The 17,015-nt window shown below is 59.7% G+C and carries 20 protein-coding genes; 14 read left to right on the top strand and 6 right to left on the bottom strand.

Annotated features, from left to right (window positions below):
* Positions 1-180 precede the first annotated feature (180 nt).
* Positions 181-831: a ParA family protein gene (locus tag JHD62_RS15455; RefSeq protein ID WP_045845111.1), complete on the bottom strand. Its 651-nt coding sequence runs from the start codon at positions 829-831 to the stop codon at positions 181-183.
* A gap of 103 nt (positions 832-934) precedes the next feature.
* On the opposite strand from JHD62_RS15455, the gene JHD62_RS15450 reads away from it, so the two are divergent.
* Entirely contained in the window at positions 935-1,594 is a 660-nt protein-coding gene (locus JHD62_RS15450; protein WP_199103674.1) for an HAD family phosphatase, read from the top strand.
* 66 nt (positions 1,595-1,660) lie between these two features.
* On the opposite strand, the gene JHD62_RS15445 is transcribed toward JHD62_RS15450, so the two are convergent.
* Positions 1,661-2,590: an exopolyphosphatase gene (locus tag JHD62_RS15445; protein ID WP_199103673.1), complete on the bottom strand. Its 930-nt coding sequence runs from the start codon at positions 2,588-2,590 to the stop codon at positions 1,661-1,663.
* Between the two features lie 89 nt (positions 2,591-2,679).
* A complete protein-coding gene (locus JHD62_RS15440) occupies positions 2,680-3,270 on the bottom strand; it encodes a YigZ family protein (protein WP_199103672.1) in 591 nt (196 codons plus the stop codon).
* Between the two features lie 95 nt (positions 3,271-3,365).
* Here JHD62_RS15440 and JHD62_RS22880 point away from each other — a divergent pair, with 95 nt between their 5' ends.
* The 9 genes from JHD62_RS22880 (at position 3,366) to JHD62_RS15400 (ending at position 8,474) form a co-directional block, all read left to right on the top strand.
* The gene (locus JHD62_RS22880) at positions 3,366-3,494 is read left to right on the top strand and encodes a hypothetical protein (RefSeq protein WP_255522963.1); all 129 of its coding nucleotides are present in this window, start codon (positions 3,366-3,368) and stop codon (positions 3,492-3,494) included.
* 67 nt (positions 3,495-3,561) lie between these two features.
* The gene (locus JHD62_RS15435) at positions 3,562-4,002 is read left to right on the top strand and encodes an NfeD family protein (RefSeq protein ID WP_199103671.1); all 441 of its coding nucleotides are present in this window, start codon (positions 3,562-3,564) and stop codon (positions 4,000-4,002) included.
* Between the two features lie 2 nt (positions 4,003-4,004).
* Positions 4,005-4,946 carry an SPFH domain-containing protein gene (locus JHD62_RS15430; protein ID WP_178973007.1) on the top strand — a complete coding sequence of 314 codons (942 nt, stop codon included), beginning with the start codon at positions 4,005-4,007 and terminating at the stop codon, positions 4,944-4,946.
* A 68-nt stretch (positions 4,947-5,014) separates the two neighbouring features.
* The gene (locus tag JHD62_RS15425; RefSeq protein WP_199103670.1) at positions 5,015-5,548 is read left to right on the top strand and encodes a septation protein A; all 534 of its coding nucleotides are present in this window, start codon (positions 5,015-5,017) and stop codon (positions 5,546-5,548) included.
* Positions 5,548-5,850 (top strand): YciI family protein, encoded by a 303-nt coding sequence (locus JHD62_RS15420; protein ID WP_199103669.1) that lies wholly within the window; start codon positions 5,548-5,550, stop codon positions 5,848-5,850. Before JHD62_RS15425 ends, JHD62_RS15420 begins: the two co-directional genes overlap by 1 nt.
* Positions 5,847-6,113, top strand: a complete 267-nt coding sequence (locus tag JHD62_RS15415) for a BolA family transcriptional regulator (RefSeq protein WP_045845118.1) — start codon at positions 5,847-5,849, stop codon at positions 6,111-6,113. The genes JHD62_RS15420 and JHD62_RS15415 overlap by 4 nt, the downstream gene beginning before the upstream one ends.
* Positions 6,114-6,132: 19 nt before the next feature.
* Entirely contained in the window at positions 6,133-6,921 is a 789-nt protein-coding gene (locus JHD62_RS15410) for a peptidyl-prolyl cis-trans isomerase (RefSeq protein ID WP_199103668.1), read from the top strand.
* A 32-nt stretch (positions 6,922-6,953) separates the two neighbouring features.
* Positions 6,954-7,736, top strand: a complete 783-nt coding sequence (locus JHD62_RS15405; protein WP_045845120.1) for a peptidylprolyl isomerase — start codon at positions 6,954-6,956, stop codon at positions 7,734-7,736.
* Positions 7,737-7,892: 156 nt separating this feature from the next.
* Positions 7,893-8,474 (top strand): LysE family translocator, encoded by a 582-nt coding sequence (locus tag JHD62_RS15400; protein ID WP_178973149.1) that lies wholly within the window; start codon positions 7,893-7,895, stop codon positions 8,472-8,474.
* A 1-nt stretch (position 8,475) separates the two neighbouring features.
* Here the strand turns inward: JHD62_RS15400 and JHD62_RS15395 are convergent, their stop codons facing one another.
* From JHD62_RS15395 to JHD62_RS15385, 3 genes are read right to left on the bottom strand one after another with little or no spacing between them, the layout of a single operon-like run.
* Positions 8,476-9,330, bottom strand: a complete 855-nt coding sequence (locus tag JHD62_RS15395; protein ID WP_199103667.1) for an AraC family transcriptional regulator — start codon at positions 9,328-9,330, stop codon at positions 8,476-8,478.
* A 54-nt stretch (positions 9,331-9,384) separates the two neighbouring features.
* Positions 9,385-11,871 carry an EAL domain-containing protein gene (locus JHD62_RS15390; protein WP_233160990.1) on the bottom strand — a complete coding sequence of 829 codons (2,487 nt, stop codon included), beginning with the start codon at positions 11,869-11,871 and terminating at the stop codon, positions 9,385-9,387.
* 43 nt (positions 11,872-11,914) lie between these two features.
* A complete protein-coding gene (locus tag JHD62_RS15385) occupies positions 11,915-12,232 on the bottom strand; it encodes a hypothetical protein (RefSeq protein ID WP_199103683.1) in 318 nt (105 codons plus the stop codon).
* Here JHD62_RS15385 and JHD62_RS15380 point away from each other — a divergent pair.
* From JHD62_RS15380 to JHD62_RS15365, 4 genes are all read left to right on the top strand, one after another.
* A complete protein-coding gene (locus JHD62_RS15380; protein ID WP_045845123.1) occupies positions 12,231-13,352 on the top strand; it encodes a hydrogenase small subunit in 1,122 nt (373 codons plus the stop codon). The genes JHD62_RS15385 and JHD62_RS15380 overlap by 2 nt on opposite strands.
* Positions 13,352-15,142, top strand: coding sequence for a nickel-dependent hydrogenase large subunit (locus tag JHD62_RS15375; RefSeq protein WP_062789272.1), 1,791 nt, complete (start codon positions 13,352-13,354; stop codon positions 15,140-15,142). Before JHD62_RS15380 ends, JHD62_RS15375 begins: the two co-directional genes overlap by 1 nt.
* A gap of 195 nt (positions 15,143-15,337) precedes the next feature.
* On the top strand, positions 15,338-16,045 hold the full coding sequence (cybH, locus tag JHD62_RS15370; RefSeq protein WP_199103665.1) for a Ni/Fe-hydrogenase, b-type cytochrome subunit: 708 nt from the start codon (positions 15,338-15,340) through the stop codon (positions 16,043-16,045).
* Between the two features lie 148 nt (positions 16,046-16,193).
* Positions 16,194-16,481, top strand: a complete 288-nt coding sequence (locus tag JHD62_RS15365; RefSeq protein ID WP_045845126.1) for a HigA family addiction module antitoxin — start codon at positions 16,194-16,196, stop codon at positions 16,479-16,481.
* Positions 16,482-17,015: the final 534 nt, after the last annotated feature.

The raw sequence follows: 17,015 nt of genomic DNA, 5'->3' as shown, positions 1-17,015 counted from the left end.
AGTATTCCCTTCAGGCTGTAGACGATAAAAATGCAGGGGCCCCAATAAAAAGCGGGAGCCACATGGGCTCCCGCTTACGGATTCTCCTGCGCCGCCGTTCTGTTGGCTCGCACGCAATTACCGGCTGACTCTACGCCGGCAATATCTTCACGTCAAGAGATAAATTTTTCATGTGAAGATTTATTTATCAAACCAGCAGGATTCATCCTGCTCTCCCAGCCAGCTCAGGATGGGCTGCCACGCTTCACGGTCTTTTCTTGTACGCGACTCAGGCAGGTCGAACAAGGTCATGCCCGATGCAGCCGCCTGAACGTATAGCTGGGTGTCTCGCAACCAGCTGAGCACCGGCACATCATGTTCGGCCAGAAAGCGTTCCAGCTCTTTTGCCGAGCGGGTGCGCGGGTCCACCCGCATGCCCACCACCGCCATGAACACCTTGTTCTTGCGTACCGCTTTTTCCGCCAGCAATTGTTCGAAAAACTCGCCACTGGCCCACATATCGAAAGGGGAAGGTTGAATCGGAATCAGGATGCGTTCGACCCTGGACACCAGCGCCGCCATTTTCTTGCCATGCAGACCGGCACCACTATCCAGGATGACCACTTCAGTGCCCTTGGGCGGCTTGGCCGGGGCTCCTGCTGCCACTTCCCAGCCCTGAATGCGCGGCAGGCTGTCAGCGCGTTGCTGCAACCAGCGCAAGGAAGATTGCTGGCGATCCACGTCGCCCAGCATGACATTGCGGCCGGAACTGGCAAAGTAACCAGCCAGATTGGTGGCTAGAGTGGACTTGCCGCTCCCGCCCTTGGGATTCGCTACCAGCACAGACTGCACACAGACCCCCGATTGCTTGGTGATGAACCACTATACCAGAGTCATTACCCTTGCAGGCAGCTGCCTGCCGCATTAGGCTGACACGCCGGAGGAAAGCAAACCAATGAAACCAAGCATGCAAGCCATCCTGTTCGACATGGACGGGCTGATGATCGACACCGAAAGCATCAGCGGCCAATCCTGGCTGCGCGCCGCTGACGAGGTGGGCGTGGAGATTCCCGAAGCGGTGATCCTGGGCATGGTGGGCCTGTCGGTCACCAAAAGCCTGGACTATGTGGCCCAGCACTTTCAGGACCGCACGCTGGCAGAAACACTCAGCCAACATTGCCGTCACCACTATCGCGAACTGCTGACCCATGGCGAGCTGAAGCTCAAGAACGGCATCATCGAGGTACTGGACTGGGTGGAAAGCCGGGAGCTGCCGCGCGCCGTGGCCACCTCCACCCAGCGCCAGATGTGTGACCTCAAACTGCGTCGCAGCGGCCTTGGCCCTTATTTCCGTCATACAGTGGCAGGTGATGAAGTGGCTAACACCAAACCCGCCCCCGACGTATATCTGGCGGCGGCCGCCCGCTTGCAGGTTGATCCACTGCACTGCGTGGTACTGGAGGACTCGCTGACCGGCATGCAGGCCGGGCTGGCTGCCGGCATGCGGGTGATACTGGTGCCGGACATGGTGAAACCGCAAGCCCATCAGACCACGCAAGCGCTGGCGGTATGTGACGACCTGCACCAGGCGCTGGAGTTGCTCAAGACGCTGTAACCGCCAGCAATCTGGTCATATGCAAAAAAGCCGCCGATATGGCGGCTTTTTCATGGCAGCACGATTTCAGCCCTGCGCGCGGATACGCGAAATCAGCTCGTCGCGAATGTCTTCGTACTGATCGACACTCACCTGGCACGTCCCGGCGGCTTCATGACCACCGCCACCGTATTGCAACATCAGCGCGCCGACATTGGTACGGCTGCTGCGGTCGATAATGGATTTGCCGGTGGCAAACACGATGTTCTGCTTGTTCAGGCCCCACATCATGTGGATGGAAATATTGCATTCTGGGTACATGGCGTACACCAGGAAGCGGTTGGCCGGGTAAATGGTTTCCTCCAGCAACAGGTTCAGCAGCACCAGATTGCCATGCACCTTGGCACAACGGGCGATCTGTTCGCGCGCTTGGTCCTGATATTGCATGTACAGGTCCACCCGCTCCTTCACATCCGGCAAGGCCAGGATTTGCTCGATGCTGTGGTCGCGGCAATAGCCAATCAAATCCATCATCAGTTGATAGTTGCTGACGGTGAAATTACGGAAGCGGCCCAGGCCGGTGCGCGCATCCATCAGGTAATTGAGCAGCACCCAACCGGTGGGGTTGAGGATTTCCTCGCGGCTGAACTGGGCCGAGTCCGCCTTGTCCACCGCGTCCATCATCTCGTCACTGATACGCGGGAAGGCCTGCTTGCCACCAAAGTGGTCATACACCACACGCGCGGCGGAAGGCGCGGCCGGGTCGATGATGTGATTGGCATGCTGCTCGTTGCGCAGGGTTTCGGAAAAATGGTGGTCGAACGCCAGATACGCACCCGGCACATACGGCAGGTTGGTGGTGATGTCCCGCTCGGTGATTTCAATCTTGCCATCCTGCATGTCCTTGGGATGAACAAACTTGATGTCATTCACCATACCCAGCTCATTCAACAGCACGGCACACACCAGGCCGTCAAAATCACTGCGCGTCACCAGACGGTATTGCTGCTGCGACATGTCATTCTCCCCGCTTGGCCAGACAAGCCGGCCTGAATACTGTGATGGACCGCTACACCGGAAATGCAGATGCCACTCCGGCAGCGAAATTAATTTTCGTGCGTCATGAAATATACCTCACCGGCCAACAGGTCGTGCAAGCGCATTTGCAGGCTGGTGCACTGGCTTTGTGGCAGGCCGAGGCTCAGTTCCACCTGTTCGCCATAGTCGGCAGACAGCACGGCAATCTGCAAGGCTTCACAATGCCGGCGAAAGCGTGCCTCGTCCGCAAAGGCAATACGGGCGCGGCATTGCACCATCGGCACCACCGGCACAGCTGTCGCCAGCAGCAGCGCTTCGTTCAGGGCCTGGGTATATGCCCGCACCAGGCCACCGGCACCCAGCTTGACGCCACCAAAATAGCGCACCACCACGGCCAGCACATTATGCAATTGCTTGTGCATCAGTACGTTATACATGGGACGGGCTGCCGTGCCGGAAGGCTCGCCATCGTCATCCAGCATGGAGTCACCATCCACCAGCAGCACCGCGCAGTAATGACGGGCATCAGGATAGCGGGCACGCAGCGCGTTGAGATGCTGCATGGCTTCTTCACGTCGGGAAACCGGGTACACAAAAGCGAGAAAGCGGCTTTTTTTGATTTCGATTTCTGCAGCAACAGGGGCTGCCAGTTGAAACATTTATACCTGTCCTGAAGTCTTATTAATTTGCGCATGGTAGCGTGCTTTCCCACCAGCGTGCGCCATTAACCGTTCAACCCTCGGGGAGTCATGCGATGAACCTGCTACTGATCTGCCTGACCTTGCTGCTGGAAGCCTGCTGGCTGGCACTGGAAAAGTTCTGGCTTGATCCAGCGCAAGCTGTCGCCTTGCGCGCTACCCTTCCCGACCCGGACCACCGCTGAAAGCAGTTGTCTTGGACCCATTTCGGCATGAGAATGCCTAATCATTCGTCATGAAAGCAGGCTAACCTTGACTCCTACCCTGTGGCTGATTGGCGCATTGCTGGCGCTGATGGCCGAATTCATGTCCGGCACTTTCTACTTGCTGGTAATCGCAGTGGCACTGGCCGCCGGTGGCGTCGCCAGCCTGCTCGGCGGCAGTGAGGCACTGTGCTGGACACTGGCCAGCCTGGGCGGCATTGCCGGTGTGGTGGCGGTGAGCCGCTGGCGCAAACGCCAGCCACCGGTTGCGCTACCGAACGACGCCACCCTTGACGACCCGGATATCGGCCAGCTGGTGCGCGTAATCAGCCGGATCGACAAGCAAAACCTGCGTGTGCATTATCGCGGTACCGAATGGCAGGCCCGTGCACAGGATGCCAGCGCGCTGGCGCCGGGTGACAGCGCCGCCATCGCCGGGCGCGACGGCAATGTGCTGCTCCTTACCACCCCACAACAAGAAAGCCGCTAATCATGGAATTCGTCGTCGTCCTGTTTGCCGCCGTGGTGATCTTCATCATCAAATCAGTCAAGGTGGTGCCGCAACAGCATGCCTATATCGTGGAGCGGCTGGGCCGCTATCACGCCACCCTGACGCCGGGGCTGAACATCCTGATTCCCTTCATTGACCGGCTGGCCTACAAGCACAGCCTGAAAGAAGTGCCGCTGGATGTTCCCAGCCAGATCTGCATCACCCGCGACAATACCCAGCTGAAGGTGGACGGCATCCTGTATTTCCAGGTAACCGACCCGCAACGCGCCTCCTATGGCACCAGCGACTATCTGCTGGCCATCACCCAGCTGTCGCAAACCACCTTGCGCTCGGTAATCGGCAAGATGGAGCTGGACAAAACATTTGAGGAGCGTGATGAAATCAACCAGATCGTCGTCGCCTCGCTGGATGAAGCCGCCATCAACTGGGGGGTGAAGGTGTTGCGCTATGAGATCAAGGACCTGGTGCCGCCGCAGGACATCCTGCATTCGATGCAGGCACAGATTACCGCCGAGCGGGAAAAGCGCGCCCGCATTGCCCAGTCCGAAGGCGTGAAGATGGAACAGATCAACCTGGCCAACGGTGCGCGGGAAGCGGCCATCCAGAAGTCCCAGGGCGAAATGCAGGCCACCATCAATAACTCGGAAGGCAACAAGCAGGCTGCCATCAACAAGGCACAGGGTGAAGCCGAAGCACTGCGCCTGGTGGCCGATGCCACGGCAGACGCAGTGCGGCGTGTGGCAGAATCCATCAAGGTGGAAGGCGGTATGGAGGCCGTCAACCTGAAAGTGGCCGAGCAATACGTGGCGGCTTTTGCCCAGCTGGCCAAGCAGAACAACACTGTCATCCTGCCGGCCAATGTGGCTGATGTCAGTGCCTTGGTGGCCACTGCGCTCAGCGTGGTCAAGCAAAGTAATCGTTAACACTTATGTCATGCGGGCAGCCTGCTCCTGTCTTGTATAACAGGCAGGCTGCCCCCATAATCAGCCGCATGAAATTCTTATCCGACTTCCTTCCGGTAGCCCTGTTTTTCGGCAGTTACCTGATTACCCACGACATGTTCCTGGCCACCAAGGTTCTGGTGGCAGCAACCGCCCTGCTGTTTGCCTGGACCTGGTTCAAGCACCGCAAGGTGGATGCCATGCAATGGATCAACCTGGTCCTCAGTGTGGTGCTGGGTGCGGCTACCGTAATTTCCCACAACGACCTGTTCATCATCTGGAAATTCACCGTGCTGTACTGGCTGATGGCCATCGCCTTGCTAGTGAGTGACTTCATGGGCAAGAACGGTCTGAAACTGCTGATGGGTGAGCAAATCCAGCTGCCGCAGGCCATCTGGCGCAAGCTGGCCTATGCCTGGGCCGTGTTTTTTGTCTCCATGGGCGCACTCAATCTGTATGTGGCTTTCAATTTCAGCCGCGAAATCTGGCTGAGCTTCAAACTGTTTGGCAGTCTGGGCCTGATGGTGGTGTTCGTCATTGCGCAAAGCCTGTTCCTGTCCAAATACATCGAGGAAAAGAAATAATGCTGTATATCATCAGCGGCCAGGATCACCCCGGCTCCCTGGAAAAGCGTCTTGCTGCACGCCCGGAACATCTGGCCCGTCTGTCCGCCTTGCAGGAACAAGGCCGCCTGGTACTGGCCGGCCCCTGCCCGGCCATCGACAGCGTGGACCCGGGCAGCGCCGGTTTTACCGGCAGCCTGATCGTGGCTGAGTTTGCCAGCCTGGAAGAAGCCCGCAACTGGGCCGATGCCGACCCCTATGTCGCCGCCGGCGTTTATGCCGCGATGGAGGTGAAGCCCTTCCGCAAGGTATTCCCGGCATGAGCGATACCGTCGCACTGCTGCAGGCAGCCTTGCAGCAGCTGGCCCCGGAACATCTGGAAATCCATGACGACAGCGCGGCACATGCCGGCCATGCCGGTGCGCGTTCGGGCGGCGGTCATTACGATGTCCTGATTGTCTCCACCCGTTTTGCCGGCCTTAACAGCGTCGCCCGTCACCGCCTGGTCTACGCGACGCTGGGCGATCTGATGAAAACCCGGGTGCATGCGCTGGCCATCCGCGCACTGACACCTGAAGAACTTTGATTCCGAGGAAGAACCGTCAATGAAAAAGAACCACATCGCCGCCTTGCTGCTGGCTGCAACCATCAGTGTTCCGGCCCTGGCCGAATCCATTGCCACCGTCAATGGCAAGTCCATCGACAAGACCGATCTGGACAACGCTGTGGCCGTTGTCGTGCAGAACAGCAATGGCAATGTGCAGGATTCCCCTGCCCTGCGCCAGCAGGTGAAAGACACCCTGATCAACCGTGAAGTGATTCTGCAAGAAGCGCAGAACCGCAAGCTGGACCAGCAACCGGCCTTTATCAAGCGCATGGAAGAAGTACGTCAGGACATGCTGCGTGAAGCGCTGTTTGCCGACCTGGTAAAGAACATCCAGATCAGCGATGCCCAGCTGCAAGAACGCTACAACCAGACCCAAAGCAAGTTTGCCGGCACCAAAGACATCCATGCCCGCCAGATTACCGTTGGCAGCGAAGCCGATGCACTGAAAATCATCGACAGCCTGAAAAAGGGTGCCAAGTTCGACGAACTGGCCAAAACCCGCTCACTGGACCCGGTAGCCAAGCAAAATGGCGGTGACATGGGCTGGGGTAATCTCGCGCGCATGGAGCCGCAACTGGCTGACATCCTGAAAGACCTGAAAAAGGGTCAGTTCAGCAGCAAGCCGATGCAGACCCGCGTAGGCTGGATCATCTTCAAGGTAGAAGACATCCGTGATGCCAAACTGCCGCCGCTGGCTGAGGTAAAGCCGCAAATCGAGCGTCAGCTGCAGGAAGAAGCCATTGCCAAGGCAGTGGATGATTTGCGCAGCAAGGCGAAAATCCAGTAACACCACCCCGTCGTAACAACAGGAAATAAAATATGCGCAAGACTTTGCTGGCAAGCGCCCTGCTGGCCGCCCTGAGCACCACTGCCGTCCTCGCTGCCGGCCCGTCCGTGAATGGCAATGAGATCTCCCAGGCGCGTATCGACGCCGTGGTACAGATGATGGCCTCCCAAGGCCAGGCTGCTGACGACAAGACCAAGGACATGGTGAAGGATCAACTGATCACCGCCGAAGTACTGCGTCAGGAAGCCGTGAAGAAGGGTCTGGACAAGACTCCGGAATTCAAGGCCGAGCTGCAGAACATGGAAGCCATGGCCCTGGCCAACCGCGTGATCCGCGATTTCCAGAAAGCCAATCCGGTAACGGATGAGCAACTGAAAGCCGAATACGACAAGCTGGTTGCATCGGTACCGGAAACCAAGCAATACCACGCCCGCCACATCCTGGTAGGCAGCGAAGCCGAAGCCAAGGCCGTGATCGAAGCACTGCGCAAGGGCAAGGCTTTCGACCAACTGGCCAAGGAAAAGTCCAAGGACCCGGGCAGCAAGGGTAACGGTGGCGATCTGGGTTGGCAGGAAGCTGGCACTTTCGTGCCGGAATTCTCTGACGCCATGGCCAAGCTGAGCAAGGGCCAGGTTACTGCCAAGCCGGTAAAAACCCAGTTTGGCTGGCACGTGATCAAGCTGGACGACGTACGCACCGAACGCAACGTGCCGTCGCTGGACGATGCCCGTCCGCAACTGACCCAGCGCATCATGGGCGCCCGCATCGAGAAATTCGTTGGCGACCTGAAAGCCCAGGCCAAGATCCAGCAGTAACACCCTGCTCTTTGGCAGACAAAAAGGGATGCTCCGGCATCCTTTTTTCTTGCCTGCGCATTTTGTCCTTGGCTCATGCAGTGGGCAATTTTCTTCAATACCGGACACAACTGGCGCTCTATCTTCTCAGACTGTTCCCACCCGTCGAGGATAGACATGCAAGTCCTGCTCTCCATGGCCGCCTTTGCGCTGGCCGCTTCCATCTCACCCGGTCCGGTGAATATCGTGGCTTTCGGCTGCGGTGTCAGCCATGGTTTTGTCCCCAGCCTGCGCCATGTCAGCGGTGCCACCATCGGCTTTACCGCCCTGTTCCTGCTGACTGGGCTGGGCCTTGCCGAACTGCTGGACGGGCTACCTGCCGCTGCCCGGCTGATCCAGTATGCCGGCGTGGCATTTCTGCTCTACCTTGCCTGGCAACTGGCCAGCGATAACGGGGAACTCGGCGCAACACGCCAGCGCCCTTCCTTCCGGCATGGTGCACTGATGCAATGGCTGAACCCCAAGGCCTGGCTGGCTTCGCTGGCTGGCATGGGGGCTTTTGCCAGTCATGGCGAGCCGCAGCTGATCTGGCAATTCACCGCCATTTACTTTGTTATCTGCTACCTGTCGATTGCTTGCTGGGCCTGGGCGGGTGCTCGTTTGCAAGGACTGCTGCGCCACCCGCCACGTATGCGGCTGTTCAATCGGCTGCTGGCCTTGCTGCTGGCTGGCAGCGCGCTCTACTTGCTACTGGAGTGAGTCAGCCGCTGCTGCGGCAGTACTGACCGGGCGTGGCCGCCACCAGCCGCTTGAAGGTACGCTGGAAGTGGGCCTGGTCGGCAAAGCCCAGGGTCTGCGCGACCTGGGCGATGGACTGGCCACTGCGCAGCAGTGTCTTGCCACGCCGGATGCGCCGGTCCAGCAGATATTCATGCGGCGTCATGTGATAGCGCTGGCGGAAGGCGCGAATCAGATAAGAAGCAGACAAGGAGGACGCGGCGCAGATGTCTTCCAGCCGCAGGTCACTGGCGTATTGGTCGTCAATGAACTCAGCCACCCGTTGCAGCCGCTTGTGCTGCTCCGTGCTGTCCGGCGTCACGGTGTGCAAGCGGCTGTGCAACTGCGCAAAGAAGCTTGTGGCCGCCTCCTGCTTGCCAAGCGTGGCCATATCCGGGGTCCGGCAAGTAGCCACCAGTTGCTGCAGTTCGCCAAACAGGGGGGCATCCTCGCTCAAGCGCGGGGAAAAACAATGGAAATCCTGATTGGCACTCAGCCCGAGTTCGACTTGCAGTTGCGCCAGCCAGGCGGTATCCACATACAGCATGTGGTAGGACCATGCCTGATTGGCAATCGGGTTGCAGGCATGTACCTCACCCGGATTCATCAGCACCACGCTGCCATGCGCCACCTGATAGCGGTCTTGCAGACTCAGGTAGGTGCTGACACCGCCGGTGATGGCACCAATGGAAAAATGCTCGTGCGAGTGACGGGCGTAACACACCTGCCGCCCGTCCTGTACCGTGCGGATTTCCAGGAAGGGCAAGGCCCGGTCACGCCAGAACAAGGGCTGTGACTGGCTGGAGGCAGAAGAAGGCGTGGCTGGCGAACGAGGCATCCGCTCAGCATATCGCAGCCACTGCCGGCATGCCAGCCCGGCAGCGGGCGATGTCTAGCCCTGCTGGGCGCGCAACAGGCTTTCGAATACAGCGGCAGGCACCGGCTTGCTGAACAGATAACCCTGCCCGCAATCGCAGCCCTGCTCCACCAGGAACTGGCGCTGCTCATCCAGCTCCACCCCTTCGGCCACCAGGTCCAGCCCCAGGCTGCGGGCAATGGAAATGATGGCCTGGGTGATGGCGGCATCGTCCCGGTCCTGATGCAGGTCCATGATGAAGCTCTGATCAATCTTCAAGCCGCGAACCGGCAGGCGCTTGAGGTAGGACAGGCTGGAATAGCCGGTGCCGAAGTCGTCAATCGACAGGTAAATGCCCAGCGCCTGCAGGCGGTGCAATACCTCCACCATGCCGCTGTCTTCATCCATGGCCACGCTTTCGGTGATTTCCAGCTCCAGCGCGCTGCTGGGCAGGCCATGACGTTCCAGCGCCTGGGCTACCGTGTCGACAATGCTGGAATACTTCAGCTGTCGGCCGGATACATTCACCGCAATACGTCCCTGCAACAGCCCGGCATCACGCCAGCGGCGGATGGATGCACAGCTGTTGTCCAGCACCCATTCGCCGATGCTGGTAATGAGCGAACTTTCCTCGGCAATGGGAATGAATTGCGCCGGAGAGATCAGCCCCATGTCCGGATGCTGCCAGCGCAACAAGGCTTCGCCGCCGATGATGCGCCCCGAGGCCAGTTCCACCTTGGGCTGGTACCACACTTCCAGTTCATCCTGCGCCAGCGCGCGGTGCAGGCTGTATTCCATCTTCAGCCGCTCTATCGCCCGCGCATTCATGTCGGCAGTGTAAAACTGGAAATTGTTCTTGCCGCGCTCCTTGGCCCGGTACATGGCGGTGTCGGCATTCACCAGCAGGGCATCAGCCATGGCACCGTCTTCCGGGAACATGCTGATGCCGATACTGGCCGAAATGAACACGCCCTGCCCGGCCACGGTGGATTCGGCGGAAATGGCATCCAGAATGCTCTGTGCCCGGCTGGCCACCTGCTGCACGGTGACGATGTTTTCCAGCAGCACGGTGAATTCGTCGCCGGACAGGCGCGCTACGGTGGACAGATTGGGCACGATGCGTTGCAGCTCGCTGGCAATGCGCACCAGCAGCTCGTCCCCGGCATGATGCCCCAGGGTGTCGTTCACCATCTTGAAGCGATCCAGGTCGATGAACAGCAAGGCAAAGCGGCGATCAAACTGCCGCGCCTGCTCCACCGCCGACTGCAGTTTCTCGATGAACAGGGTGCGGTTGGGCAGGCCGGTCAGCGCGTCATGATTGGCCAGGAAATGCAGGCGTTCCTCGGCCTGCTTGCGCTGGGTGATGTCGGAAAACACGGCCACGTAGTGCAGGCATTCGCCACGCTCGTCACGGATGGCGGTAATGCTCAAGTGCTCGGTATACAACAGGCCGTTCTTGCGGCGGTTCACCACCTCGCCCTGCCAGGCACCGTCGTGTCGCAGGCAGCGCCACAGGTATTCGTAGAACTCCGGCGATTGCTTGCCGGACTTGAGCAAGGCCGGGGTCTTGCCGATGGCCTCCTCGCGGCTGTAGCCGGTAATGCGGGTAAAGGCCGGGTTGACCGACTGGATGATGCCGTTGCCATCGGTGATGACAATGCCTTCCATGGTGGCTTCAAATACCTTGTCGGCCAGCAGCAGGCTCTGGCGCGACTGGATCAGCGCTTCGTCACGCTCGCGCAGTGCGCCATGCAGCTCCAGCAGGAACTCGTGTTCTATGCTCTGGATGATTTCGCGGAAACCGACAATGTGAACCAGACGCTGCTCACCATCGAAAACCGCCAGGTGGCGGATCTGGTGCTGCAGGATGACACGCCGGGCCTGCAACAGGCTGGTACTGACCGACACGCCAATCACCGGCCGGGTGCAAATGTGCCCAAGGTCGGCATCCGCCTGACCGCTGGCCACCAGGCCGACGACATCCCGCTGGGTGAGGATGCCGTAGCTGCCATCGGGAAACTGTATGCCAATGGCGGTCAGCTGTTGTTCGCGCATGCAGCTCAAGGCGGCTGTCAGGCTGTCATCCGCCTGCAGGATGGCAGCTGGCGGTGCCAGGATGCCATCCAGCCGCTTCAGGCCCAGAAAAGCCTCGGTACCCTGGCACAGCACCACGTCAGAGAGGGAAACCAGGCCGACAATATCGCCATGCTTCTCTACCAGCGCATGGCGGATGCCGTTGCTGCGAAAACGCCCCACCGCGTCATGCACGCTCAACTGGTGTGACAGGGTCACCACCGGCGTACTCATTACCAGACTGATCGGCTGGCTGCGTGCCACCGGGTCGGTCAGGTCGATCGACAAGGCATCGGTTTCGGTCCAGATACCCAACGCATGACCGGGCGCATCAAACACCACGATGGAACCGCAGCCGCTCTCCATCATCATGGCGGCGGCCTGATGCACCGGCGTCTCGGGCGTGCAACTGAGAATATCCGAGGAGGCAATCTGCTCTATGGGCTGCATCAGCGGCGACATCATCCTAGACCTGTAAGCAATTTACTGTTCATTACAGCGGCATTATACATTTTTCACTTAACACCATAAAACGAATCTGGCTATTTAATTGCAGCGTCTCTGCTACTCGACATTTTCCACTTTGCCGCAAAACTGAAAACAAAGTTTGCAGTACTTTTCTTTGCCGCCAAGGCAATCCACTGATTTTAAAAGACTTGTCACAACCCAAAGCCTGGCACGGAATTTGAAACCCACTGACAGCTTGCAACACCGCCAGCCTGTCCGGACAGACCACGAACAACGCAGATCCGGCACAACAATTAAAACACATCGAATGCCATTTGCATGGCATGGAGGAGCGTAACCACATGGAGACTTTCTATCAAGCCATGCGTCGCCAGGGCGTGACCCGACGCAGCTTCCTGAAGTTCTGCAGCCTGACCGCCACCTCGCTGGGCCTGGGCTCGGCTTTTGTCCCGCGCATTGCCTATGCACTGGAAACCAAACCGCGTGTGCCGGTGATCTGGCTGCACGGCCTGGAATGCACCTGTTGTACCGAGTCCTTCATCCGCTCGGCCCACCCGCTGGCCAAGGATGCCATCCTGTCGCTGATCTCGCTGGATTACGACGACACCATCATGGCCGCTGCCGGGCATCAGGCCGAGGCCATTCTTGACGACCTGATCAAGAACCACAAAGGCAATTACATCGTGGCCGTGGAAGGCAACCCGCCGCTCAATGAAGACGGCATGTATTGCTTCCCCGGCGGCGAACCCTTTGTGGAAAAACTCAAGCGCGTATCGGCCGATGCCAAAGCGCTGATCGCCTGGGGTTCCTGTGCCAGCTGGGGCTGTGTGCAGGCCGCCAAGCCCAACCCCACCCGCGCCACGCCGGTGCATCAGGTGATTCTGGACAAGCCGGTCATCAAGGTGCCGGGCTGCCCGCCGATTCCGGAAGTGATGGCCGCCGTCATCACCTATATGGTCACCTTCGACAAGATTCCCGAGCTGGACCGCCAGGGCCGACCCAAGATGTTCTACGGCCAGCGCATCCATGATAAATGCTATCGCCGGCCGCACTTTGACGCCGGTCAGTTTGTCGAGAGCTGGGACGACGAAGGCGCGCGCAAGGGCTACTGCCTGTACAAGATGGGCTGCAAAGGCCCCACCACCTATAACGCCTGTTCCACCGTGCGCTGGAACGACGGCGTGTCCTTCCCCATCCAGTCCGGCCACGGCTGCATTGGCTGTTCGGAAGAAGGCTTCTGGGACAAGGGTTCCTTCTACGACCGTGTCACTTCCATTCCGCAGTTCGGCGTGGAAGCCAATGCCGACAAGATCGGCTTTACCGTGGCCGGCACCGCCGGGGCTGCCATTGCTGCCCATGCCGCGGTCAGCGCCATCAAGAGCACCATGCTGAAAAAGCAGGACCTGCAGCCGCTGGACCAGGCCGCCGCACAGAATAAAGACAAGAACGAGGAGAAAGTCTGATGTCCTACCAGACCCAAGGTTTTACCCTGGACAATAGCGGCCGCCGCGTGGTGGTGGACCCGGTCACCCGTATCGAAGGCCATTTGCGCTGTGAAGTGAACATCGACAGCAACAACATCATCACCAATGCCGTGTCCACCGGCACCATGTGGCGCGGCCTGGAAGTGATTCTCAAGGGCCGCGACCCGCGTGACGCCTGGGCCTTTGTCGAGCGTATCTGCGGTGTGTGCACCGGCACCCACGCGCTCACATCAGTCCGCGCCGTGGAAGACGCGCTGAAGATCAAGATTCCCGAAAACGCCAACCTGATCCGCAACATCATGCAGGCGGCGCTGTATGTGCACGACCACCTGGTGCACTTCTACCACCTGCACGCGCTGGACTGGGTGGACGTGGTATCCGCCCTGAAGGCCGACCCGAAGAAAACCAGCGAGCTGGCACAGAGCATTTCCGACTGGCCGCTGTCCAGCCCCGGTTATTTCCGTGACCTGCAATCGCGGCTGAAACGCTTTGTCGAATCCGGCCAGCTTGGCCCCTTCCGCAATGGCTACTGGGGCCACCCGGCCATGAAGCTGCCGCCGGAAGCCAACCTGATGGCCGTGGCCCACTATCTGGAAGCGCTGGATTTCCAGAAGGAAATCGTCAAGATCCACACCATTTTTGGCGGCAAGAACCCACACCCCAACTGGCTGGTGGGCGGCATGCCCTGCGCCATCAATATCGATGACGTGGGCGCAGTCGGTGCCATCAATATGGAGCGGCTGAATCTGGTATCGCAGATCATCGACCGCACCATCACCTTCTGCGAGCAGGTTTACATTCCGGACGTCATCGCCATCGGCGGTTTCTACAAGGACTGGGCGGCCATCGGTGGCGGTCTCTCCAGCCAGAGCGTGATGTCCTACGGCGACTTCCCCGACCATGCCAATGACTACAGCGAAAGCAGCCTGCTGCTGCCGCGTGGCGCCATCATCAACGGCAAGTTCAACGAAATCCACCCGATCGATCTGTACGCCCCGGATGAAATCCAGGAATTCGTCACCCACAGCTGGTACAGCTATGGCGACGACAGCAAGGGCCTGCATCCCTTCGATGGCATCACCGCGCCCAAATTCGAGCTGGGTGCCAAGCACAAGGGCACCAAGACCCGCATCGAGCAGCTGGACGAATCGGCCAAGTACTCGTGGATCAAGTCGCCGCGCTGGAAGGGCCACGCCATGGAAGTGGGCCCGCTGGCACGCTACCTGATTGGCTATCACCAGAACAAGCCGGAATTCAAAGAGCCGGTGGACAAGCTGCTGCACGCACTGGGCGCACCCAAGGAAGCCTTGTTCTCCACCCTGGGCCGCACCGCCGCCCGTGCGCTGGAGTCGTCCTGGGCTGCCAACAAGATGCGCTACTTCTTCGACCGCCTCATCAGCAACATCAAGAACGGCGACACGGCAACTGCCAACGTGGAGAAGTGGGACCCGGCCAGCTGGCCGGCAGCCGCCAAGGGCGTGGGCTTTACCGAAGCGCCGCGTGGTGCGCTGGGTCACTGGCTGAAGATTGCCGACACCCGCATCGACAGCTACCAGTGCGTGGTGCCCACCACCTGGAATGCCGGCCCGCGTGACGCCAAGGGCCAGATCGGCGCATACGAAGCCTCGCTGATGGGTACCAAGATGGCGGTGCCGGATCAGCCGCTGGAAATCCTGCGCACCCTGCACAGCTTCGACCCCTGCCTTGCCTGCTCCACCCATGTGATTGGCGAGGACGGCGGCGAGCTGGTGAGTGTGAAAGTACGTTGAGTTCGTCGCGCCCGTCCGCCCGGCGGCACCCCCTGCCCGGCAGACAACGCGACGATTGACCAGTCAGCACCGCCCCGCTCCCCCCGCAGGCGGCGCTGGCGAACTTCCTGATCGTCCGCCACGCTGGCCGGAGTGCCCATCACTCCCGGGATGGCCGGCAGCGTGGCGGTACGGCGGGAAAACAGGAGATTCAACATGAAAAGCTACGGCTTCGACGGCAACGCCCCACAGGGCCTGGGCCGCAAGGTCACGTCGGTTTATGTCTACGAGGCACCGGTACGCCTGTGGCACTGGATTACCGTGCTGTGCATCATCACCCTGTCCGTAACCGGCTACCTGATTGGCAAGCCCCTGCCTTCAGTACCCGGTGAGGCCACCTTCAACTTTGTCATGGGCTATATCCGTTTTGCCCATTTCACCGCCGGCTACATTCTGGCCATCGGCCTGATCGGTCGGCTGTACTGGGCGCTGGTGGGTAACCACCATGCGCGCGAGATCATTCTGGTGCCGGTATGGGACCGTGCCTGGTGGAAGGAATTTTTCTTTGAAGTGCGCTGGTATCTGTTTCTGGAGCGCTACCCGAAGAAATACATCGGCCACAACCCGGTCGGACAGATCGCCATGGCCAGCTTCCTGTGGGTGGCAGTATTCATGTGCTTTACCGGCTTTGCCCTGTACGGCGAAGGCCTGGGCACCAAGAGCTGGGCCTACCAGGGCTTTGGCTGGGTGATTTCCGCCTTTGGCGGCAACAGCCTGACGGTACACAACTGGCACCGGCTGGGCATGTGGTCCATCATTTTGTTCGTGATGATCCATGTGTATGCCGCCATCCGCGAGGACATCATGTCCAAGCAGAGCATGGTGTCGACCATGATCAGCGGTTTCCGTATGTTCAAGGATTAAACAAGGGAAAAACGTCCGCGATGGTGTTACATCAGCTTGTCCCGGACGTTTTCATTTTCCTGACCAGACCGAGGGATTCGTCAAACTGCCGCCAGCCCAGGCTGGCAGCAAAGCAACGCAGCCCAACACGCCATCCAAGCCCACCACCATGTCCACTCCGCTCGTCAGTGCCCGCACCCCGCTGCACCCCGGCCGTTTTCTGGATAGCCGCTTTCTTGCGCCCTCCGGCATGAGCCAGACCGATGCCGCACGACGACTGGGCATCTCGCGGCGCAGGCTGAACGAACTGATTGGCGGCAAGCGCGGCATCAGCCCGGATACCGCCATCCGGCTGGCCTGCGTGTTCGGCCAGGACGCACAGTTCTGGATGGCGCTGCAAAGCGCCTGGGACCTGGCGCAGGCCCGCCGCCAGCTAAGGCAAGCACGTCGCGTTTAAACCTTGCGTCGCCAACTGACGCATACCTTTGCGTTGCCATCCACGACCCGCGCTCCGTACACCATGCCCTGCCTTGCCCCCGCTCGCCTTACCCCCATGCTTCTTGCCTTCCCACCCGCAGCACTAGATAATCCCCCCCGTGCCGTTCAATAGCGGCACCGGGATTGGCGTCCCGAGCTTCCCGGACTGCTACGCGCTTGCGTACCAGTCCGCACACCATTGCTTTGCCTTTTTTATGGCGGGCCATGGTGGGAGCCTCTTTTGAGGCGCCGGGAAGGAAGCCGGTAACGCCAATCCCGCCATGCGCCTGCCACCCGCGATTGGCGTCGTAGGGAGCAGATTCCAGCTGCTTTCTGGAGCCTTCTGATGCGTATCTTCCTATCCTGTATTAAAGTGTTTTCGGCTTTACACCGTGTCGCGTCCGTAACCATTGCACGTCTTCTATGGCGGGCCATGGTGGGAGCCTCTCACGAGGCACCGCTCCTGGAACGGTACGCCAATCCTGCCATGTGCCTGCCACCCCCGATTGGCGTC

Origin of the sequence: Aquitalea sp. ASV11, assembly GCF_016429185.1 — a bacterium.
GTDB lineage: Bacteria > Pseudomonadota > Gammaproteobacteria > Burkholderiales > Chromobacteriaceae > Aquitalea > Aquitalea pelogenes.
Note: the sequence above shows the minus strand (reverse complement) of the source record. Positions and strands in the feature narration are given on the sequence as shown.

Bases quoted from the DNA above. Each gene is read 5' to 3' on its own strand.
- JHD62_RS15440 (WP_199103672.1), bottom strand. From the start codon at position 3,270: ATGTTTCAACTGGCAGCCCCTGTTGCTGCAGAAATCGAAATCAAAAAA.
- JHD62_RS15395 (WP_199103667.1), bottom strand. From the start codon at position 9,330: ATGCCTCGTTCGCCAGCCACGCCTTCTTCTGCCTCCAGCCAGTCACAG.
- JHD62_RS15430 (WP_178973007.1), top strand. From the start codon at position 4,005: ATGGAATTCGTCGTCGTCCTGTTTGCCGCCGTGGTGATCTTCATCATC.
- JHD62_RS15365 (WP_045845126.1), top strand. From the start codon at position 16,194: ATGTCCACTCCGCTCGTCAGTGCCCGCACCCCGCTGCACCCCGGCCGT.
- JHD62_RS15415 (WP_045845118.1), top strand. From the start codon at position 5,847: ATGAGCGATACCGTCGCACTGCTGCAGGCAGCCTTGCAGCAGCTGGCC.
- JHD62_RS15420 (WP_199103669.1), top strand. From the start codon at position 5,548: ATGCTGTATATCATCAGCGGCCAGGATCACCCCGGCTCCCTGGAAAAG.
- JHD62_RS15385 (WP_199103683.1), bottom strand. From the start codon at position 12,232: ATGTGGTTACGCTCCTCCATGCCATGCAAATGGCATTCGATGTGTTTT.
- JHD62_RS15405 (WP_045845120.1), top strand. From the start codon at position 6,954: ATGCGCAAGACTTTGCTGGCAAGCGCCCTGCTGGCCGCCCTGAGCACC.
- JHD62_RS15400 (WP_178973149.1), top strand. From the start codon at position 7,893: ATGCAAGTCCTGCTCTCCATGGCCGCCTTTGCGCTGGCCGCTTCCATC.
- JHD62_RS15425 (WP_199103670.1), top strand. From the start codon at position 5,015: ATGAAATTCTTATCCGACTTCCTTCCGGTAGCCCTGTTTTTCGGCAGT.
- JHD62_RS15375 (WP_062789272.1), top strand. From the start codon at position 13,352: ATGTCCTACCAGACCCAAGGTTTTACCCTGGACAATAGCGGCCGCCGC.
- JHD62_RS22880 (WP_255522963.1), top strand. From the start codon at position 3,366: ATGAACCTGCTACTGATCTGCCTGACCTTGCTGCTGGAAGCCTGCTGG.
- JHD62_RS15380 (WP_045845123.1), top strand. From the start codon at position 12,231: ATGGAGACTTTCTATCAAGCCATGCGTCGCCAGGGCGTGACCCGACGC.
- JHD62_RS15445 (WP_199103673.1), bottom strand. From the start codon at position 2,590: ATGTCGCAGCAGCAATACCGTCTGGTGACGCGCAGTGATTTTGACGGC.
- cybH (WP_199103665.1), top strand. From the start codon at position 15,338: ATGAAAAGCTACGGCTTCGACGGCAACGCCCCACAGGGCCTGGGCCGC.
- JHD62_RS15410 (WP_199103668.1), top strand. From the start codon at position 6,133: ATGAAAAAGAACCACATCGCCGCCTTGCTGCTGGCTGCAACCATCAGT.
- JHD62_RS15390 (WP_233160990.1), bottom strand. From the start codon at position 11,871: ATGCAGCCCATAGAGCAGATTGCCTCCTCGGATATTCTCAGTTGCACG.
- JHD62_RS15450 (WP_199103674.1), top strand. From the start codon at position 935: ATGAAACCAAGCATGCAAGCCATCCTGTTCGACATGGACGGGCTGATG.